Origin of the sequence: uncultured Frigoribacterium sp., assembly GCF_963515265.1 — a bacterium.
Classification (GTDB): domain Bacteria; phylum Actinomycetota; class Actinomycetes; order Actinomycetales; family Microbacteriaceae; genus Frigoribacterium.
The window spans coordinates 14,245-35,537 of the sequence record NZ_CAUPYL010000007.1 but is presented as its reverse complement, the minus strand read 5'-3'; the positions used below and the strand labels follow the sequence as shown (position 1 = coordinate 35,537).

At 65.1% G+C, this 21,293-nt stretch carries 13 protein-coding genes; 8 read left to right on the top strand and 5 right to left on the bottom strand.

Annotated features, from left to right (window positions below; translation table 11 throughout):
• Positions 1–811: 811 nt before the first annotated feature.
• Positions 812–2,047, top strand: coding sequence for a PIN domain-containing protein (locus tag RWM17_RS01870; RefSeq protein WP_314100862.1), 1,236 nt, complete (start codon positions 812–814; stop codon positions 2,045–2,047).
• A gap of 268 nt (positions 2,048–2,315) precedes the next feature.
• On the opposite strand, the gene RWM17_RS01865 is transcribed toward RWM17_RS01870, so the two are convergent.
• The 4 genes from RWM17_RS01865 to dcm all read right to left on the bottom strand — a co-directional run bounded on the left by RWM17_RS01865 (position 2,316) and on the right by dcm (position 9,532).
• Positions 2,316–3,386, bottom strand: coding sequence for a PD-(D/E)XK motif protein (locus RWM17_RS01865; protein ID WP_314100861.1), 1,071 nt, complete (start codon positions 3,384–3,386; stop codon positions 2,316–2,318).
• Between the two features lie 12 nt (positions 3,387–3,398).
• Positions 3,399–5,693, bottom strand: a complete 2,295-nt coding sequence (locus RWM17_RS01860) for a Z1 domain-containing protein (RefSeq protein ID WP_314100860.1) — start codon at positions 5,691–5,693, stop codon at positions 3,399–3,401.
• Positions 5,694–6,229: 536 nt separating this feature from the next.
• On the bottom strand, positions 6,230–8,131 hold the full coding sequence (locus tag RWM17_RS01855) for a DUF262 domain-containing protein (RefSeq protein WP_314100859.1): 1,902 nt from the start codon (positions 8,129–8,131) through the stop codon (positions 6,230–6,232).
• A gap of 33 nt (positions 8,132–8,164) precedes the next feature.
• Positions 8,165–9,532: a DNA (cytosine-5-)-methyltransferase gene (gene dcm, locus RWM17_RS01850; protein WP_314100858.1), complete on the bottom strand. Its 1,368-nt coding sequence runs from the start codon at positions 9,530–9,532 to the stop codon at positions 8,165–8,167.
• A 440-nt stretch (positions 9,533–9,972) separates the two neighbouring features.
• Here dcm and RWM17_RS01845 point away from each other — a divergent pair, with 440 nt between their 5' ends.
• The 7 genes from RWM17_RS01845 (at position 9,973) to RWM17_RS01815 (ending at position 18,552) form a co-directional block, all read left to right on the top strand.
• A complete protein-coding gene (locus RWM17_RS01845; protein WP_314100857.1) occupies positions 9,973–11,577 on the top strand; it encodes an ABC transporter substrate-binding protein in 1,605 nt (534 codons plus the stop codon).
• Between the two features lie 8 nt (positions 11,578–11,585).
• Positions 11,586–12,686 (top strand): ABC transporter permease, encoded by a 1,101-nt coding sequence (locus tag RWM17_RS01840; RefSeq protein WP_314100856.1) that lies wholly within the window; start codon positions 11,586–11,588, stop codon positions 12,684–12,686.
• The gene (locus RWM17_RS01835) at positions 12,578–13,468 is read left to right on the top strand and encodes an ABC transporter permease (protein ID WP_314100855.1); all 891 of its coding nucleotides are present in this window, start codon (positions 12,578–12,580) and stop codon (positions 13,466–13,468) included. The genes RWM17_RS01840 and RWM17_RS01835 overlap by 109 nt, the downstream gene beginning before the upstream one ends.
• A gap of 170 nt (positions 13,469–13,638) precedes the next feature.
• Positions 13,639–15,513: an ABC transporter ATP-binding protein gene (locus RWM17_RS01830; protein ID WP_314100854.1), complete on the top strand. Its 1,875-nt coding sequence runs from the start codon at positions 13,639–13,641 to the stop codon at positions 15,511–15,513.
• A gap of 119 nt (positions 15,514–15,632) precedes the next feature.
• Complete coding sequence (locus RWM17_RS01825) at positions 15,633–15,779, top strand: hypothetical protein (RefSeq protein ID WP_314100853.1); 147 nt, start codon at positions 15,633–15,635, stop codon at positions 15,777–15,779.
• Positions 15,776–17,848 (top strand): CocE/NonD family hydrolase, encoded by a 2,073-nt coding sequence (locus RWM17_RS01820; RefSeq protein WP_314100852.1) that lies wholly within the window; start codon positions 15,776–15,778, stop codon positions 17,846–17,848. The genes RWM17_RS01825 and RWM17_RS01820 overlap by 4 nt, the downstream gene beginning before the upstream one ends.
• Positions 17,845–18,552 carry a TetR family transcriptional regulator gene (locus RWM17_RS01815; RefSeq protein ID WP_314100851.1) on the top strand — a complete coding sequence of 236 codons (708 nt, stop codon included), beginning with the start codon at positions 17,845–17,847 and terminating at the stop codon, positions 18,550–18,552. The genes RWM17_RS01820 and RWM17_RS01815 overlap by 4 nt, the downstream gene beginning before the upstream one ends.
• Positions 18,553–18,720: 168 nt before the next feature.
• Here RWM17_RS01815 and RWM17_RS01810 read toward each other — a convergent pair whose 3' ends face one another.
• Positions 18,721–21,225, bottom strand: coding sequence for an FN3 domain-containing metallophosphoesterase family protein (locus RWM17_RS01810; RefSeq protein WP_314100850.1), 2,505 nt, complete (start codon positions 21,223–21,225; stop codon positions 18,721–18,723).
• Positions 21,226–21,293: the final 68 nt, after the last annotated feature.

Below are 21,293 nucleotides of genomic sequence, written 5' to 3'. Positions count from 1 at the left end.
GGTGGAGCGTAGCGTTCACCACCCCAGCCGGGAGTCGCGCTTCTCGACGCAGTGGTGCCTACATTCACTGCCTTGCTCGCGCTGCCGTCGTACGGGCTGGATCTAAACACTCCCACCTCGAACGCCGCCGCCGTCCTGACCGTCCTCCGGAGTCGGTTCAACTTCGGGACGGACGACGCGCAGCACAATAGTTTTCTTGCTACAACGCCTGGTTAGGGCGACTAAAAGGGGACCAGAATCATGCAAATCATGCATCACATGAGGTGTCCTGCATGATGTGATGCGCGGAACGACGCGAATTTAGCTCGATTCGGGCCGCCTGGGGGTCAAGGGGTCGCAGGTTTAAATCCTGTCAGCCCGACCGCAGGGGCGAGTTAGCAATCGTCTTAGGAACTGTTCACAACGAAGAAGCCCACTGAGATTCTCCGTGGGCTCCTTCGTTGCTCTCGTGGAGTTCTTGAGACAGCCCACAGATGCCCTGGTGAGAAGCGCTCACTCACCAGGGCATCGGCTTTCGCAAGGGCAATGTAACCGCGAGGTTTTATGTCGCGATGAAGCGGCCGTAGAGCGACGGTCTGCGCCGAGGGGTAGTTCCGCCGAACGGCCTCTCACAACCTCTCGTCAGGGCAGGCAGGGAGCACCCACTGCTCGTCAGACGTGCTCCGCAGGCGTTCCTCAGCAACCAGGCGTTGCGTCATTGGTGCAGCGCACATGCGAGGAAGCCGCGGTAGGAGTGCGTCACGAGGGCGGTCGACCTGCCGGAATCGCGCGTCGAGCCGACCTGCCGTGGATACTCCGGCATGATTGAGCGATGATCACCGTCGTCCCGGACACGAACGCGCTCTTCGGGCACGCGTGGATGACGTCGGTCGCGGGCAGAAACCTCGTCGATCTCGTGAAGTCGGGCGAGTGCCGGGTGGTGCTGCCTCAGGTGGTCGTGGACGAGCTCGATCGGCAGGACCGCAAGACCCTCAGATCGAAGCGTGACAAGGCCAAAGGCGCGCTGAGCGAGGTCGGCGACGACATCACCGCGACCAGGATCGACGAGGCGTTCGACCGCCTTGGTGCGAAGACGTCTGCTTCGCGCGACAGGCTGCTCGCAATAAGCGGCGTGACCATAACGCAAGTCCCTGAGGATCGAACTCGGGCGCTTGTCGAGCGCGATCTCGCAGCGCGCCGACCGTTCACGGAGACCCCCGGCGGCAAGAAGTCCTACGGCTTCCGCGACGCCGTGATCTGGGAGATTGTCCTGGACGTGTTGGAAGCGGACAGGGACGCGATCGCGGACACGGTCTTCTTCGTTTCGGCGGACAACGGGTTTATCAACGACGATGCTCCGAAGGAGTTGCATCGGCATCTACTTGAGGATCTCGACGCACGAGGCATCGCCCGGCATCGCGTGGTACTGGTTGAGAGGGTCGCAAACGTCGTCGAGGACGTCCGTGCGGCGGCCGCCGAAGCCGAGGCACTGGCCGCCGAAGCACGAGCCGCGTCGACGCCACCCGATGACGAGGCACATGGGTTGGCGACTTTGCTCCGCGGGTACGCGTTCGACGCTTCTCGTCGAGCGGAACTGGTCCGCGTGGCGACTGAAGCTCTTGATGAGCTGGTTGGCCAGCCGATGAACGAAGTACTGACCTATGGTGGCGACTACGGACTGCCGGACTGGGTGCAGTTCGAGCTTCCTCCAATTGGAGGGGACCTCTCGATTTACGGGTACGACCTCGAGTCTGACTTCGAGTTCAATGCACCGCAAGGCGACAGCGTCACAGGCCGTGCAGACGTGGTCCTCTCGATCGAAGCTGGGGATCTGTTCGGCGCGTCCGACGACGTCCGAGCGCGAGTCATCGTCGACATTGATATCGAAAATCCTGTGGCGTTCGAGGTCACCTACATCGTAATTGAGGGCAACCCGAGCCCGCCGCGACCGGCTGATCCGACCAGCGTGCAACTCGACTTCGAGTTCGAATCCGACCCAGCCGGCGCTCAGCTTGACCCTGATCCCGGAGAAATCCAACTCGGTTCAGAACCCGGGAGACCATCGTGACGCTGACTGGCTTCGCCGCGGATGCGGTCGCAGTATTATCCGTAATCCGCTAGTTGAGTTGACTTTGTTTGCTGATGTGGTCATGCGCCAAGAATCGGTCGGTCAGATTCACCAATGAACCGACGTCCGAAAGACCGCAAGCGTTTACGGAAGAGCAGAACCGGCGGAATGGTTCTGAGAACACTCGATCAGGCCTCGGCTCGCTTCGACAACCCAGCGGCTTACCTCAAGCCGGTTTGGAACGCCCCAAGTGTGCACTGATGCATGTTCAGTAGGCCAGGCCGAGAATGGCCTGGGCGATCTGATTGGCTCCGAGGACGGGATTGGCGCCAGTCACAATTTCGGGCAGCCGGATGGAAAAGCGGACCGATTTGACGTCTACGTGTTGCTTCTGAGCAATGTCATCGCTGCCCAGGACATGAACACCCGGGTCGCTCATGTTGTACGCGCGGAAGAAGTTAACGGCATAAGTCGCGAGGAAGCGGGTATCTTCGGCCATAGTGGCGTGATTATACCCCCGCCCAAGTTCGGACCCATATTCGCGAACACGCATCACGAACTTGTCGGCACTCGAGGTGCCTACGTTTGTGGAAAGGAACGAAGCTATGCGGTCAACGAGGCCGGCCAGACTCACGGAATTCGCCCCTGGAACTGCCGGCGTCAAACCGACGCTGACGAAGAAGAGACGGTTCTCCGCAGCCGTACTTTCTCCACTCACAAGTCCAACCTCGACCTGGTGAACACCCTGGACTGGGTGAGCCGAAGTGCTCCTAGTCGTGGTTTTTACCTCAATACCCGTCGCCGTCGGGCCCCAAACGAAATCCCGGGCAGACTTGCCCCATCCTTGCCATGAGTCAGCTGCATCCTGAATTGACTCCGCAGGGACGTTACGCAGGAGTGCGTCAAGGACTAGTAGTTCGCCCATGAGCCCCAATACGAATTCCGAGGCAAGACGCGAGCGCTGCAGAGCCAATTCAATGAGGGGTTCCGTCTCGCGGAAAGCTACTGACACATCGTCAGTAGCGCCCGTGCGAAGTAGCTCTGCGGCTAAGAAGGCGACTACCTGGTCGAAGTGATCTGCTGAAGCGAACTGTAAGCGGTAGGCGCTGAGGCCCTCGCCCGTCACTCGGTGCCACACTCGATATTCCAGGGCATCAGCGACGAGCGAAAATGTCGGCCTCAAATCCTCAGTCGTGAGGAAGAGTTCGACCCGGCCTTCGGTGTCCCTGGCGACGCCAACCGAGAAGGTATCGGTTATCCAAAGAATGTCTCGGAACCGGTCAGAAGCAGCCCTAGGCAACGAGGAGATCTTGCCGAGTAGTTCTTCGTAGGAAAACAACGCTTCCTCGTTTCAGTCGGAGAAGGCATGGTCGAGTCGGAGAGCTGCAAACTGTTCTGGGCCACCCGCGGGGATGCAAATGCCTAGAGACACGACTGGGTGTGTCTGACCCGGGACCTGATTTATATAGAACAGTATTTGACCAGGCGCACCTTCGGGGCGCCAATAAGTATCATTGGGGCCAACAGGCACATCGATTCCCCGAGCGTAGTAGTCAAAGTACACATCACCTCGGTACTCGTCGGCGGTGGCTGAGGGATCATTACTACCCCACCGAGTCTCTAAGCGACCGGTGTCTCCAACCCTCTTCTCCGTAGTCGAAACCGGAAATTTCAGTGCGGAAAGGGGGCCGGTGGCGACTGAGGACCCGCCACCAAATCGAATACCTACCGTAAACTTTGGTTGGTAGGTAGCTTTGGCTGACAGATTTGCCATGGACCAGACTTCGGCTGAAGTTCCAGTGACGAACAGGCCCCGGACTGAACGGGACAAGCAAGCGCTCCAAAGCCGAAGGTATGCTGGAATTGTGTATGGGCAGTCCTGCAGAACCGGCGACGGGGCACCAGACAAAGGCTTCGGGGGACGGTAAAGTGTGCCTACATTATCGAGTGGACTGATGGCGGCCACGCGGCTTTGCATCTGGCGCCAGAGTTCGCCGATTTGGTTGTCGTCGCCCGGCTGATAATTAGGAAAAACTAGCCGATCCAACAACTCGGCGGTCTCGTTCATGCTCAACATGTCCTCGAGGTAGCGACCTCTGACAACGCCTCCAGCACTCACGTCTGCGGACGGAAGTTTACTAAACAGGTCAGAAACAAACTGAACGTTTGGATCGGGCTCGTCTCCCATATTGGGCATAGAAATGAAGGGGCGGCCCCCGGGACCTAGGGGCTTTCGCGCAAGATTTGCAATTTTGCCTGTTGCTAAAAATTGGGCGCCGTGAAGCATGGTGGGCAGTGGGGCACCGTCACCCATCGCCTGCGACACGACGACGCGGATTGCCTCGTCAATTTCGTGGTAAGAGCGGAAAAGGTCCAACTGTTTCTTAGTTGCGAACAGACGGCAAAGTTCGAGTTCTTTTCCTCTATACCCAAACCATCTCTGCATCTGCATTTGAGTATCGGCCAATGGCACCGAGGAGCCGCGTCGGAAAAGCGATGTCGTGAGTCCTTCGAGGGTGAGACCCCTGGCCATAACATTTCCGGCCACGAAAATGGTCGACAGGTCCGGAGCTGACTTCCATGATGAGGATCCCTCGTCAAAAACGGGTTTGTACCGGGGACGATCATCAGCCGATGGGCTGCTATTGACGACGGAAACTCGGGTACCCGGTATCACCTCGTCCACCAAGAGATCACGAATTTGAGACCAAGTTGGCATACCTCGCGGGTGGAGAACGTTAAATTCAACAGCTAGGGCCGCTTGGGAGGCTGCGTAGTGGTCAACCCACGGTGCCCATTGGTCCTCCTCCTGAAGCAACCTATGACCTAGGTTGACTGGGAGAAATGCCGAGCCACCTTCGAGCGCAAGTCGGACTGACTCTCTGTCCTCCTTGCTGACCTTTGTGTGTCCATAGGTCGCCCATAGGAGAACATCCTCAGCTGTCTGGAAATGGTCTTCAATTCCAGATGAAGGGTGGATGAGCATAGAGTGTGGTGCTGGCGAAACCTCAGAAGCATCTGCCGGACTCTCGAATTGCCTCAATTGCAGACTTTTGGGTCCGGGGGTCCCGTCTTGACCTCTCCAGAGTTTTATAGCACCAGCAACCAAGAACGCACGTACAGCATCCGGCAGAGCGTCCGCGTCCTCTTCCAATGCGACGCATAGTTTGGCCTTGTTCGCCCTCTTGTAGAACACCTCACCACCGGTGTAAAACCTGTCCAAGCCAGCCGGTTCAGGATAAGAGGTTGAGCGCACAGATGACGGCCGAGAAAGATCAATTGGCTTCCCAATGTCGAGCGGCGTCCGAAGAGATATTACGAAATCTCGTGGTGCAAGCGGGTTATGATCCGCCTGCAAAATATTCGCTTGCGGCGTGGCAGTGTATCCCACGTAGGTCGAATAGATGTTTGGAGGTGTGGCCGCCGAACGAGGATCCCATAGATCAGCAATCGCTCGGGGAATTTGCTTTAGGTTGCCGAACACGGGGTCCTGGCCTGCCTCAACCGCCGCGTCCAAGACAGAGCCATCGTCCGCTTCGTCGTCGAGGACGAGCATGTGGACGGGGCGGCCGACATCGTTTGCCGGTTCAAAAAAACTATCGCGGAGCGACGCGCCCAGGGCCTGGAGATGGTTCGTTTGCTTCATGGCCACCAGAATGATTGGCCGCCTTAGCTTGAGTTGACGACGAACCTGCGCTGATGACAGCTTGTACGTGTCTGAGACAGAGAGAGCAGTGTCTCCCATACCGACACCAGCTCGAGGACGAAGAATCCTCCGGGATGCTTTGGACGCATCCTCCAGACCAGCATCTAGTTGTTCAGTCAACCGCTCGTAGGTTTGGCGCCAAAGCGACAGTCTCGTACCGGCAAGAACGATGAGAAGATCAATTCCCGCGTCTAGCGCCATGGCCGAGACGCCGAGCATCGACGCAGTTTTACCGGATTGAACCGATCCCATAACTAGACCCGAGCGACTTCGGGACGCTGGCCAAGTCGCTGCATCTGGTTGCCCTGCGGACAAGATTCCCTTGTCCAGGACGTAACGGCTGTCCTCCTCGAGTGCAAGTCGAGATGTATCGGATAGCGACCCAAGCTGAGCGGAATACCTATCCCACCAGGTCCGTTCATCCGGTCCTGGTGGCTTAACGGGCGACAGGTACACCCGGTCAACGTTGGCAACCATTACGCACTACCGACTTCGGCGGGAGGGCTCAGGCGAGAAAGGGCATCGACGCCGGACGATCCGAATTTGCTCCGAACAGTGCTAGACGCCGTTGCCCTATCAATGCCAATTTCATCGAGGAGTCCGATACTGATGTGTGCAATGAACTCCCATTGCGAGCGAGTCTGCGTTTTCTCCGGCCGCTTCCATCCCTTAGAAGCGGATAGGGTCCGGATCCGTTCACTGGCAGCTTCGATGCGTGACTCGAGGTTATGCGGGTCTCCAGCCAGCGCCATTGCTATTCCCACAATCGATCCGACGAGTTGCAATTCCTGCCACTTGGTGCCGGGACCGCCATCCTTGAAACTGTCAGACCACAACTCGTCGTGCGAAGCGTGTAGGTCAGTAGCTTCGGAAAGCCAGTCGAAGAGTTCCGCAATTCGAGTTCCGTTGCGCATGGGGTGGCCACTTTGCTCTTGGATGCCTTGAAGAAGCACATCAATGTGTCGAGCTGTTGAGGGTAGGTCCTTGTCACCGGGATCATTGAGCAGAGTCGCGATGATCCAAGCCAGTACCTTTGTTCTGCGATAGCGCGCGTCCCCGAAACCATAGTCGCGCAGCGTCTTACCAAGGTCCAAAACATTTGAACGACCGGCAAGAGAAGGCGCTATTTCCTCGATGCGACTGCGTGTGCTCGCGTCTCCTGCTGCTACGAGAATGGCACGCGTCAGTTCAACCTCATGATAGATTGCGTTGCGAATTTCCTCGGCATTGAGGTGCATTCCTTGTTTATTATACAACTTGAAGACTTCGTGGATCTGTTTCTGACTTGCCTTGGTATACTCAATCACCGGCACTTTGTAGTCCGGTGCACCTTCGAACAGTTCCTCGACCGTGACTTCCTGGTCCGCCACCATGATCGTGTTTCGCCTAATTTGCGTGAAATACTTTCCACGGAGCGGGCCCAAGTCTTCACCGACTAGGCCTCCATTGGCATCTGTTCGCAGCTTGAATGGGAAGTAGTATTCATCCTCAAGTTTTGCCGACAGGGGTTCGCCAAAGTACTGCTTCCACGCTTTTCGGAACGTTGGGTAGTCACTGGTAAAGAGAGCCTTGAAGTCTGCCTCGGGGTGCTTGGTGTGAGCTTCGTCGACTTTAGATACGGCGACAGGGTGTTGCCCCACGAAGCGAAGGATGGCGGTCAGGCGCTGTTTGCCGTCAACGACATCGTGAGGCTTGGTGCCTCCAGTGCGAAGCAGGATAATTGAGGGCAGCGGGATGCCTCGCAGGATCGACTCGATGAGTGCCTGCCGGTCGCCCGTTCGCCATACGTCGCCACGCTGGTAAGACGGTGTCAAGTTCAGTTTTTTCTTTGTCAACTGAAATATGTGCCACACATCGGCTTTTGCAGTTACCGGCTCAGGGGATGTGTCCTGCGCGTTTTCGTCTTCAGTTTCCCAGGCCTCGCGCCAAGAACTTGACGCCGTGGTCCTATTACCACCCTCAGCGTCCATTTCTGCCGCGAACGCCTGCTGAAGCCTTGCGCCTATCTCGGCCCTGTCGCTGAGGCGCTCAAGAGCCCGTTCTGAGAGGTGACCGCCTGAGTGCTGGTCCTGTATGTCATCACCATCGAGACCTAGGGCGAGGACGAGATCACTGAGAAATGTGGCCGGCGTTGACAAAGACACGTCTCGGTCGAAGTTCAGCCATTGTTGAACATCGGCGAGCCGCATCATCCAAGAATTGGTTTGGAAGTTGATGTCATCGACTCCGAAGGGTGAAAGGTTGCCTGCAAAGCCGTTCGGCGTCTCGACGGCTTCGGATAATTCGGCCAACGAATCGGCAATACGAGATTGGAGTTGCGTACGTGGGTCCTCGTCCTCGAGGACGTCCTCGGTTAGGTTGTCATTTTCGTTAGTCATAAGAGTTGTTTTCTTCTCTGCGGACGGTTAAACCTAAGCGGCAAGGCTCTGGTCTGGCTGCACTTCGTTGTTGGTGAGGGCGGCTAGAAGTGGCTCGGCTATGACGCGCACGACGTGAGCATTGACAGCGTTGCCGAGTGCCTTGTAAGCACTGAGGTCGCTTTCGGGCAACTCAATGCCATCAAGGCTCTGCAACGCCGCACATTCCCGTGGTGTCATGTACCGCCTATTTCCCGCGATAGCCGAGCCAAGGATGGGTACTTGCGTGTGGGTCATAGCTATGAGGCTTGGGGCTGTATTTGTGCGCTTTACCCGAATGCCAGAGGCGCGGACCTGAATAACGAAATTGTCGATCGAGCGCTCTTCTCCTTGGGCGTTCCATTCAAACTTTTGCAGGCTTGATGGCATGTCCCAGGGGTGCCACTTATCCATCCATGGCTGCAACCAGTTTCGATTGGAATTGAAGAAGTCCCGGTTCTGCCTGATGAAGGTGCGTTTCCATGTTGGGAACGCCAAGTCTCCCACTCGGCGGGCGTGGCTCGGTATACGAAGGTATTGCTTTTCTATCGCCAGACCATCCAATTTTAGACCGAAGCTGCCGCGTTTACCGGCCAGGCCGACGGCTCCTAATTCGTCCCACAGCGCCGCTGGGGTGGCCCCCTCGTACGGATAAGTGGCTCCGAATTCCATAGACCAGATGGGGAACGAAGGCAGCTTCACCTCACCGGACCTGCGGAGGAAGTCATCCCACATGTCAATTGCTCTTTGTGTCTGAGAAAGAATCGGGCGCACGATAGGGGTGCCGACGTCGATCACAGAAGCGATATCGGTCGCCTCGGTGTCTTCTGACGGCCAGGCGAAATCACTGAGGCCATCCAGCGACCCGACGAAGTACGCGCGATCTCTTATCTGTGGGACGCCAAATTGGTGGGGTGACAGGCGGCGAATGGCAACGGAGTAGCCAAGCTCGTCCTCGAGCATTCGCACCATCGTGTCTCTGGTGAGGCCGCCCCTGTGTTTCAAGATGTTGGGAACGTTTTCGAGGATGAAGTTTCGGGGCCGCTTGACCTTCAGGATGTCGAAGACCTTGAAGAAAAGTTGTCCCTGAAGGGTGTGTTCGAACCCGAGTTGCTCGCCAGCTTTGGAAAATGGTTGGCACGGAAATCCTGCTGTGAGGACATCGTGATCGGGAATAGCTTCGGCGATGAGTTGTGGTGTAGCGAGTTTGCTGACATCGCCCCAAGGTTTGATGTGGAAGTTTCGCTCGTAGAGCGAATTCAGCGTGGGTTCCCATTCAGCAGCGAATACGGCCTTACCACCCAGGCCCGCCAACGCTACGTGGAAGCCTCCAAGGCCAGCAAAGAGGTCAATAAATCGAAATTTCGGAACAACGCTGGACACTCGGCCTCCCTTTCACGCTGACGAAATTACCGTAGTAGTGACGGGTGACATCAGTCAGCGCCGCGCCGCGATCAGCTAGTTGATTGAAGAATAGTCGCTTTCGGAAGGGCGGCTGTCGTGGCTGCCCTAAGTCTCACTCTGCTGGACTAAGACCGGGGTGGGTAATGCCGGGGCCTGAACGTGGCCTGCTGGTTGAGTGGAGGTTTGCTTGCGCGGTGCGAACGCGCACAGCGCATGCAGTTGCCGCATCGTGTAACGAGTGCGTGAAGCTTCGGGGGCGGGAGGGGAAGGGCGCGAGCCCCGCCCGAGGCCCGTAGCTGCGGGGATCGCGGGGTGCAGAGTGCGCACGCAAGTGCCGCCTCCTACGGTCTGACGGCCTCGCGGTAGAGGCGTAAGTCCCTTATCGTTCAGCGGAACGATAAACGGAAGGCCATCCCCGCATGACACCGATCGTCCCTGAACACCGATCCGGCCTGAGCCGGCGCACCGTGCTGGCCGGCGCCGCCGGGCTCGCCGGGCTGGGCCTGCTCACCCTGTCGGGCTGCACCCCGGCACGGAGCAACCCGACCATCCCCGAGGCCGCCGCCGTCGGCACAGCGAAGAGCGGCGGACGCCTGCGCATCGCCCGGCCCGCCGCCTCCGCCGCGGAGACCCTCGACTCGGCCAGCTCCCTCTCGGCCTACGAGTACCTCGGCGCTCTCTACAACCGCCTCGTCAAGCTCGACGAACAGGGCGTCACCGTGCCCGACCTCGCCGAGGAGTGGTCCGCCACCCCCGACGGCGTCACCTGGACCTTCCGCCTGCGCCAGGGCGTCACGTTCCACGACGGACGGCGCTTCACCGCCGCGGACGCCATCTACTCGATCGAGCACATCCTCGACCCTGACACCGGCTCGCCCCAGGGCGAGGTGCTCGCCGCCATGATCGGCCCGGGCAGCATGAGCGCCCCCGACCCGCTCACCCTCCGCTTCGAGCTCCTCACCGCCAACGCCGAGTTCCCCTCGCTGCTGACGGCGTACCAGTGCTACATCGTCCCCGAGGGCAGCGCCGAGCCCGGCGACCCGAAGGGGATCGGCACGACCGGCATCGGCACCGGGCCGTTCAAGCTCAGCAGCTTCGAGCCCGCCGGGACGGGCAGCATCGAGGCGTTCGAGGACCACTTCGCCGGACGTCCGGTGCTCGACGGCATCGACTTCTACTCGATCCAGGACACGACGGCCCGCGTCAACGCCCTGCTCGCCGGCCAGATCGACCTCATCTCGCAGACCAACCTCGACTTCGCCACCGCCCAGGTCGTCAGCGCCTCGAGCACCGCCACCGTCGCCCGCTCGGCCAACGCCCAGTGGTACACGATCCCGATGCTCTTCACCTCCGCCGAGTTCAGCGACCCGCTGGTCCGCCAGGCCATGAAGCTCGCCTACGACCCCCAGGCCATCGTCGACACCGCCCTGCAGGGCACCGGCTCGCCGGGGTGGGACAACCCCGTGCCTCCCACCCAGGCCGTCTGGCTCGACGAGCAGCGCCAGCACGACCCCGACAAGGCCCGGGCACTGCTCAAGCAGGCCGGTCGCGAAGGGTTCCGCACCGAGATCTACACGTCCAGCTACGAGTCGGTCTTCACCCCGATGGCCGTCGCGTACCGCGACCAGGTCAAGGAGGCGGGCATCGATCTCGTCGTGCGCAACGCCTCCTCGGATTCCTATTACACGCAGATCTGGATGCAGAAGCCGCTGATGGTCAGCTACTGGTTCACCGGTCGGCCGATCGACCAGCTGCTCAACCAGATCTTCCGCACCGGCTCGTCGTACAACGAGAGCGCCTGGTCGAACCCGACCTTCGACGGGCTGCTCGACTCCGCCCGCGCCGAGATGAACGACGACCGTCGCCGGATGCTCTACCAGGACGCCCAACGCGTCATCGTCGAGGACTCCGCCGACATGACCCCGATGTTCGGCGACCGCCTCGTCGGCCTCGGCCGGAACGTCGTCAACTACAGCGAGTACGGCTTCGAGTTCGACTACCTGCAGATCGGACTGCGCGCATGAAGGGCGGAATGGCTCTGCTCGTGCTGCGCCGGGTGGGCACCGCCCTGCTCACCGTGCTGCTCGCCTCCTTCTTCGTGTTCTTCGCGGTGCAGGCGCTGCCCGGCGACGTCGCGCAGCAGCTCCTCGGCCAGGACGCGACGCCCGACGCGGTCGCCGCCCTGCGCGAGACGCTCGGCCTCGACCAGAACGTCTGGGCCCGCTACGGCCAGTGGCTCGTGGGCGCCAGCCACGGCGACTTCGGCAACTCGCTGGTCAGCGGGGCCCCGGTCGGGCCCGACCTGCTCGTCGCGTTCCGCAACAGCATGCTGATCGCCGTGCCGGCTCTGCTCGTCGGCGTCACGCTGTCGCTGACCCTCGGCGTCGTCGCCGGAGTGCGCCGCGGCCGCCCGAGCGACCACGCCATCTCGCTGATCAGCCTGATCGTGATGAGCGTGCCGGAGTTCATGGTCGCCACGATCCTCGTGCTGCTGTTCGCGGTCGCGATCCCGATCTTCCCGGCCGTCGTGCTGCGCGGCGACAGCGCCACCGTGACCGAGCTGCTGCCGAGCGTCTGGTTGCCCGCCATCGTGCTGACCCTCGCCATGGCGGCGTACATCGTCCGGACGGCACGCTCGTCGACCATCGACGTGATGGCGTCGGAATTCGTCACCACCGCCGAGCTCAAGGGCCTCTCGACCCGCCAGGTCGTCTGGCGCCACGCCGTGCCGAGCGCACTGCTGCCGACGCTCAACGTCGTCGCCCTCAACGTGGCGTGGCTGCTCGGGGGAGTGGTCGTCGTCGAGAACGTCTTCAACTACCCGGGCATGGGCAAGCTCATGCTCGAGTCGGTCTTCAACCGGGACCTGCCCACCATCCAGGCGATCGCCGTCGTCAGCGCGCTCGTCTACGTCGTCTGCAACCTCGCGGCCGACCTGATCGCCCTCGCGCTCGACCCGCGGCTGCGCACCCGACGGAAGGCCCGCTCAGGAGCACGATCACGCCTCCTCCTGCCTCAGGGGCTGTGTCGCCTGCAGGGCCTGCCCCGGTCGCGACGCGGCTGCGCTCGGTCTGGACCGGTCTCGGCAGCAGCATCAGCGCCTCCTCGGCCCTCGGCATCGGGCTGGGGCTGATCGCGCTGCACGTGCTGCTCGCCGTGCTCGCCCCGCTGATCTCGGGACACGACCCCGTGATGACCGACTCGACCGCAGCGCTCAGCGGCGCGAGCTGGTCGCACTGGCTCGGCACGGACCAGTACGGCCGCGACATCCTCTCGCGCACCCTGCACGGCGGGCAGTACGCGCTGCTCGTCACGTTCCTCGCGACGACGATCGCCGTCGGCATCGGCACGGTGCTCGGCTGCGTCACCGCCTACGCCGACAACTGGTTCGACGAGGTCGTCATGCGGATCGTGGACGCGCTGCTCAGCGTGCCGTCGATCCTCGCGCTGCTCGTCGTCGTGACGGTGTTCGACTCGGGGCTGTGGGTCATCGTGCTCGCCGTCACCGTCGTCTACGCACCGGCCGTGACGCGCGTCGTGCGCGGCGCCGCCCGCACCGTCATCACCCAGGACTACGTCACCGCCGCCCGCGCCCGCGGCGAGGGAGCGCTCAGCATCGTGTTCCGCGAGATCCTGCCGAACGTCACCGACGTGGTGCTCGTCGAGTTCGCGATGCGCGCCTCCTGGATCGTGCTGCTGATCTCGACGCTGTCGTTCCTGGGGTTCGGCGCGAACCCGCCGACTCCCGACTGGGGGCTCATGGTGCAGGAGAACCGCACCGCCCTCACCGTCGTGCCGCTCGGGACCCTTGCCCCCGTCGTCGCGCTCGCCACCCTCGTCATCGGCCTCAACCTCAGCGCCGACGGACTCAGCAAGACGCTCGGCGTGGACCGCGCGCAGAAGGGGGCGATCTGATGAGCGCTCGCACTGGAACAGCGGGGCACACTCCTGCAGGGGCTGATCCGTCTCGTGACGGATCAGGGCAGGGGCGCTCAGCCGCACCTCCTGCGGTCGCATCGAGTGCTGCTGCAGGTGCGACACGAGGAGGCGCGGGTGCGGTCGGCGAGACCGTCCGCGACCTCGTCGTGCGCGTCGACGACCTCTCGATCTCGTACGCCGCCGGACGCCGCGAGGTGCCCGTGGTGCGCGGCGTCAGCTTCGACATCGCCGCCGGCCGTGCACTCGGCCTCGTCGGCGAGAGCGGCAGCGGCAAGTCGACCGTGGCGCGGACGTTGCTGGCGCACCTCCGGCGGGGCTCGCGGATCGTCGGCGGCAGCGTCACCGTGGCCGGCTCGGACGTCTTTGCGCTCGACGAGCGGGCACGGCGGGCACTGCGCGGCGGCACCGCCGCACTCGTCGCCCAGAACGCCGGGCAGGCGCTGACTCCGTCGATGCGCGTCGGACGACAGCTGCGCGAGGCGCTCGAGAGCCACGGGCTGCCCGGCGGACACGAGCGCGTGCTCGAGCTCGTCCGGCACGTGCGGCTGCCCGACCCCGAGGGGATCGTGCGGCGGTATCCGCACCAGCTCTCCGGCGGGCAGCAGCAGCGGATCGCGATCGCGATGGCCGTCGCGGCGCGGCCCAAGCTGCTCGTGCTCGACGAGCCGACGACCGCACTCGACGTCGTCACGCAGTCGGCCGTGCTGGAGCTGATCCGCGACCTCGCCGTCGAGCTCGACATGGCGATCCTGCTCGTGAGCCACGACCTCGGCGTCGTGTCGAGCATGGCCGACGAGATCGCCGTGATGCGCGACGGGGTCGTGGTCGAGCACCGGGCTACCGCCGAGCTGTTCGCCGACCCGCGTGATCCGTACACACGGGAGCTGCTCGCGAGCATCCCGCGCGTGGGCGGCGCGGCGGCTTCGGCTGACCGTGAACCGGGTTCCGAACCGGGAACCGGGACGACACGTGGTCGATCGCTCGGGACGCGGTTCTTGGCGCGGGTGAGTCGCGTGGTGGGCGGTGCCGGGGACGGCGCCGCGCCTCCTGCGGGTGAGTCTGCGGCCGAGCTGACGCGTTCCGGACAAAATGACGCGGCACAGCGCGACACTTTGTCCGGAACGGGGTTCGGAGGAGGCGCGGAGGCGGTCGTCGTCGCTCGCGAGCTGGTCGTGCGGTACGGGCGCGGGCTGCCCGCGGCCGTCGACCGGGTTTCGCTCGAGATCGGGCGGCGGGAGACGTTGGCCGTGGTGGGGGAGTCGGGCTCCGGCAAGTCGACGCTCGCGACGGCGATGGCGGGGCTGATCCCGGCGGAGTCGGGGTCGTTCACGTTCCGTGGTGCGGACGGCGTCGAGGGCGACCTCACCCAGCCCGTCGCCGGTCGCACCGCCGATCTGCGGCGGTCGGTGCAGCTGGTGTTCCAGAACGCGGACACGTCGCTCAACCCGCGACGCACCGTCGGCGCCGCGATCGCGAGGCCGCTGACGCTGTTCACGGGGCTGACCGGCTCCGCGCGCGCCGATCGCGTCGCCGAGCTGTTGGTCGAGGTCGGCCTGTCGCCGGACTTCGCCGCACGGCTCCCGGCCCAGCTCTCGGGCGGTCAGCGCCAGCGTGTCGGCATCGCCCGCGCGCTCGCCGCCGGCCCCGAGCTGATCATCGCCGACGAGATCACGACCGCGCTCGACGTGCGGGTGCAGGCGGGGGTGCTCGACCTGCTGACGGGGCTCCGCGACGAGAAGGGGCTGAGCTGCCTCTTCATCAGCCACGACCTCGCCGTCGTGCGCGGGGTGGCCGACCGCGTCGCCGTCATGACGGGCGGCCAGATCGTGGAGGTCGGCCCGGCCGACGCCGTGTTCTCCGGCCCGAACCATCCGTACACGCAGACGCTGCTCGACGCGACGCTCGACCCGGGCACCACCGAGCTGCCGAGCGTCGGCGACGGCCGACCGCGCTGGCGCAACGCCGACGGCTGGGACGACCACGGGAACGGACACCGGATCAAGCACTGGGAGGCGACGTGAGGGCAGACGACGGGACCAGGAGAGCTGTGGCGGAGACGCCCGGCGCAGAGCGATCCGGCACGGGACGGATCAGCACGGAGCGATCCGGCACGGAACGGATCAGCGCCCCGAGGAGTGCGGTGCGGACCACCGTCCACGGCGGGGTGCAGCTGCACGACCGTGCCGGCGACGAGGAGGCGGAAGGCGGCATCGCTGCGGAGGCGCACCTCCTGCGTCGCCTGCGTGAGCGCGAGCAGAGCCGCGGCCGTGACGGGAGCGCGTCGTGAGCGGCCAAGACGCCCAGGGCGACCGGTCCGCCGGCCGCGACCCGCGCCTCCTTCGCGACCCCGACGTGCTGCACGAGATCGACGTGCGCGACGAGTGGGTGCCGCTGCCGGACGGCACGCGGCTGCACGCGCGGATCTGGGCGCCTCGGGTCGCGCACCCGGTGCCGGTGCTGCTCGAGTACCTGCCGTACCGGCTCGACGACTGGACGGCTCCGCGCGACAGCGAGCGGCACCCCTGGTACGCGGCGCGGGGGTACGCGTCGGTGCGGGTGGACATCCGGGGCACGGGGTCGAGCGACGGGCTGTTCGACGACGAGTACTCCGTGCAGGAGCTCGACGACGGGATCGCCCTGATCGAGTGGCTCGCCGCCCAGGCGTGGTCGACCGGCGCGGTCGGCATGTTCGGGATCTCGTGGGGCGGGTTCAACGCGCTCCAGCTGGCGGGTCGCGCACCGTCCGCGCTCAAGGCGATCGTCACCGTGTGCTCGACCGACGACCGGTACGACAACGACGTCCACTACCTGGGCGGCGCGGTGCTCGGCATCGACATGGCGGCCTGGGGAGGGACGATGTTCGCGTTCAACTCCCGTCCGCCGCGGCCCGAGGTCGTCGGCGCCGACTGGATCGCACAGTGGCGCGAGCGGCTCGAGCACAACCGGCCGATGACGCCGACCTGGCTCGCCCACCAGGAGCGCGACGACTACTGGCGGCACGGCAGCGTCTGCGAGGACTACTCGTCGATCACGGCCGCGGTGCTCGCCGTCGGCGGCTGGGCCGACCCGTACCGCGACGCCGTGCTGCGGCTCGTGTCGAACCTCGACGCACCCGTCAAGGGGATCGTCGGACCCTGGTCGCACCAGTACCCGGACCGCGGGCTGGCTCCCGGGCGGGGCATCGGGTTCCTGCAGGAGACGCTGCGCTGGTGGGACCGCTGGCTGCTCGACGACCCGAACGGCGTCGACGACGAGCCGGCGCTGCGGGCGTGGATCAACGACTCCGAGCCTCCCGCGACGTTCTACGCCGAGCGGACCGGCCGCTGGGTCGCCGCCGAGGCGTGGCCGTCGGAGGCGACCTCGGCTCGGGTCGAGTCGCTCGAGCTGCTCACCGGCGGCGAGCACGGAGCGGTCTCGGTGCGCTCGCCGCAGAGCACCGGCCTCGACGCCGGACGCTTCTTCCCCTTCGGCAACGCCACCGACCTGCCGCCCGACCAGCGCGGCGAGGACGGCCGATCGGCCTGCTTCGACCTGCTGGTAGTCGGCCGGCCGCTCGACCTGTTGGGGAACGTCGACGTCGACCTCGCGCTGACGAGCGACCGGCCCCAGGCCACCGTGATCGTGCGGCTCTGTGACGTCGCCCCCGACGGCAGCTCGACGCTGGTCACCCGCGGCGTGCTCAATCTCAACAAGCGCCACGGGCGTGACCAGAACGTCCCGATGGAGGCGGGGGTCGAGGAGGAGGTGCAGGTCGCGCTGGTCTCGACCGGACACTCCTTCCCGGTCGGCCACCGCCTCCGGGTGGCCGTCTCGTCCGCCTACTGGCCCTGGATCTGGCCGCACCCCGACGAGGCGACCCTCACGATCGACCCGCGGCACAGCTCGGTGACGCTGCCCGTCTGGACGCGGCGCGACGACGACGGCGTGCGCTTCGAGGAACCGACCCGCGCGACCCCGCTCGCCGTGCGCGCTCTTCCGCCCGCGTCGGACCTGCCGCAGCGCAGCGTCTCGCACGACGTCGGCACGGGCGAGTGGGTGCTCGACGTCGACCCCGGCTACGGCGGCGGACGCGAGTACCCCGATGGACTCGTCTTCACCGAGGACAGCCGCGAGACCTACCGGATCACCGACGTCGACCCGCTGTCGGCCTCCGCGGAATCGCGCTGGGCCATCGGGCTCGAGAAGCCGTCCTGGAGGGCGTGGCTCGAGACGACGTCACGGCTCACGGCGACGCGGGACGAGTTCGTCGTCGTCAACACGGTCCAGGCCTGGGCTCGCGACGGCGGGCCGGAGGCGCCGGTCGTCGTCGTCGCCTCGCGGCAGTTCGAGGACCGGGTGCCGAGGACGTCGGCGTGAGCGGGGTAGGGGGTGCAACTGGTGCTGGTGCTGCGGGGGCGCGGCAGAAGCCTGCCGTGCGGCGGGCGCTGATCGTGGAGGCGGCGCGCGGCGTGATCCTGCGCGAGGGGCTCGGCGGCACGCGGCTGCGCGACATCGCGGGGGAGGCGGGCGTCTCGGTGGGCACGGTGACCTACCACTTCGAGAGCGTCGCGGAGATCCTCAACGAGGTCGTCGTGCTCGAGACCGCCCGCTTCTACTCGTCGATCATCGAGGCGGTTGACGCCGAGCCCGACCCGGTCGCCGGCGTGCGGATGCTCGTCGAGCCGCTCTTCGCCGCGACGGACGCGAGCGACGAGCACTGGCGGCTCTGGTCGGACTACTGGACGGCCGTCGCGCGGAAGCCCGCGGTCGCCGCGGAGTACGTCGAGCGGATCCGCGTCTGGGAGGCGTGCCTCACACGGACGCTCCGGCGTGGGGCCGAGTCGGGTGCGTTCCCGGCGCTCGGGGCCGGGGCCGGGGCTGGGGCTGCTGGACTGGCCGGGGCCGGAGCCACTGGGCCGGACGGCGCCGATCGCGCGTCGGAGGTGGCGCTCAAGCTCGCCGCCTACAGCGACGGAGTCGCGACGCAGCTCGCGCAGAAGGCTCCGGGGCTGACGTCGGAGCTGGCGCTGGCGTGGATGTGGACGTTCCTCGGGCACGAGACGGGCGCCTCCTTCGCCTGACCTGTTCTGCCTCGGCGTCCGGTGCTGAACCGGCAGAAAGTGCTGTCTCAGCGCCCCTGGAGAACCGTTTCTGCCGGTTCGTCGCCGCCTGGACGGGTGAGAGGCCCCGAATCGACCTTCCGAGGGGCTCGGAGGTCGATTCGGGGCCTCTCGTGAGGGGCACCGACGCTACGCGCGGCGGCGGCGGGCCCGGATGACCAGGGCGAGGCCGGCGAGCAGGACGAGCAGCGCTCCTGCGGCGAGGGGGAGGGGGTCGCTGCCGGTGAAGGCGAGCACGCCGTCGGCCTGCGCCGTGGTGGTCGAGCCTCCGGCCGACGTGCCCGCACCTGCACCTGTGCCCGCACCGGCGCCTGAACCAGCGCCACCGGCACCGGGCGTGCCCGGGAGCGGGTCGGAGACGGCCGTAAGCTCGAAGGTGCCCCAGGTCTCGGCTCCCGTGGCGTCGGTCTGGCCGACGAGGGTGTGGGTGCCGGCTCCGAGGCCCTCGGGGAGGCGCAGCGTGAGCACCCCGTCGTCGTCACTGGGGTCGTCACCGAGGTAGACGGGCTCCGAGTGGACGAACCAGTCGAGCGCCGCACCGGCGAGACGACGCGGGACGGTCGCGGTGAGCGTGCCCTCCGCCTCGTCGACGGCGGTCACGACCAGCGTGTGCGTCGCCTCCGTCAGCTCGGAGAGCGCCACCGCCGTGGGCTCCTCGTCACCGGTGCCCGGGTCGACGGGCGGCGTCGTCGGGTCTACCGGAGGCGTCGTCGGGTCGGTCGGGTCGACGGGAGGCTCCGTCGGGTCGGCCGGACGCGACAGCGTCACCTCGTCGACGACGGTCATGTCCGCCGTACGGTACGTCGTCATCGCGATGGAGTCAGCCGTCACCTCGACGTTCGTGAAGTTCGGCGTGTACTCCTGGTTCTGCACGGCGCTGAAGGCGAAGTCCTGCGACTGGATGTCGTAGTACTTGCTGCCGCTCGACGAGTTCGCCGTGACGTAGAGCACCTCGTCGCCCTCGGGCGTGACGGTGCCGTCGACCGGCTCGTCGGCGTGCACCGGCGTCGTGCCGCTCATCAGGTAGCTGCGGACGTACACGTGGTCGTGGCCCATCAGCACCAGGTCGACGTCGAGCTCGCTCATCACCGGGGGCAGCTCGGCTCGACGCGTGACGATGTCGCTGTCGGTCGCGTGCGACGCGACGCTGTAGACCGAGTGGTGGAACGTGACGATGGTCCAGCGGGCCTCGTCGCCGTGCTCGGCGATGACCTTCCGCGCGAAGTCGGCGTGGCCGGCGTCGTCACGGTCGTTCGAGTTGAACGAGATGTAGAGCGTGTCCTGGTAGAGGAACCAGTAGTCGCCGCCGGCCCGGTTCGCGTCCGGCCGGCCCGCCGTCTCGCTGACGTTCGGCATCGCGAAGTGCTGCTCGTAGGCCTTGCTCGCGACGTCGTGGTTGCCGATGTTCGTCGCGAACGGCAGCGTCTTCGTCTGCGACGGCGCGAGGAACCCGTCGTACTGCAGCTCGTTCGACGCCGTGTTGACCTGGTCGCCCGCGCTCAGCACGAAGCTCGTGTTCGGGAACGCCCCCGACGCGGTGCCCATCGTCTCGACCCAGCCGGCCGTGTCGCGTGCGGTCTCGCCGGCGCCGATCTGCGCGTCGCCGATGAACAGGAACCCGTAGTCGCCGGTCGCCTGCGTCTCGAAGGTCCAGGTGTCCGACCAGCCGTCGGCCTCGCTGCCGACGCGGTAGCTGTACGAGGTGCTCGGCACGAGGCCGGTCAGCGTCGCGTGGTGCCAGTTCTGCCCGTCGGTCGCGGTTCCGCTGGTCGAGGGGAACGAGGAGGCGCGGGCCGGGAAGGCGCCGTCCGTCACGTCCTTCGTCAGCGCGAGCTGCGCCTCCTCGGCGCTCGTCGAGTCGGAGTACCACGACACGGCACGCTGCGACTCGTCGGCCCCGATGTTGAGGAACACGTCGCTGATGGTGGCCTCGGCGCTCGCCGAGACGGGCGTCAGCGAGAGGAAGTCGAAGTAGATGTCCGAGCTGGTCGAGCGGTCCTGGTAGAGCGCGACCGACACGGTGTTCTCGCCGGCGTGCAGCAGGGCCGGGTCGATGGTGAACGTCGAGCGGTCGGGATCGCCGCCGCCGTCGCCCGCGTAGCCGACGTTGCCGTCGTGCTCGGCGACGCGGGAGTCCTCGTAGCCGACGACCTTCGTGCCGTTCACGTAGACGACGAGCGCATCGTCGTAGACGACGTCGGCGGTCAGTGACTTCCAGCCCGCGAGCTGGTCGGCGGTGAGGTCGAGGGAGCTGCGGAAGAAGTAGGTCGGCACGTCGACGGTGCCGCCCGGCAGGTACTGCTGCAGCAGGGTGTCGACGGCGTAGCCGCCGCCCATGCCGGTCGCCTTGCCGCTCTTGGCACCAAAGCTGCCCTGGGCGGTCTTCCAGTCCGAGTCGTCGTAGGAGGCGCCGGTCCAGCTGAGCGGGTCGGTGCTGCCGGCGGACGGGTCGGCGCCGGTCTCGAGGTAGCTCCACGCCGTCGACTCGGTGGTCAGCAGCGGGACGGCGTCGTCGGCGCGGGCCGACGCGACGGTGCTCGTGGCTCCGACGGCGGTGGCCGTGACGAGCAGGAGCGCCGCGGCGACGCGGGCGCGGTGGCGCGGGCGTCGTGCGGCGGTGGGGGTGGTGGTCATCCTGGTCCTTCGTGATCGTGGAGGCGCCGCCCCTCGTTCAGGGCGGGCCTCGGGCATCAGAGCAGGGC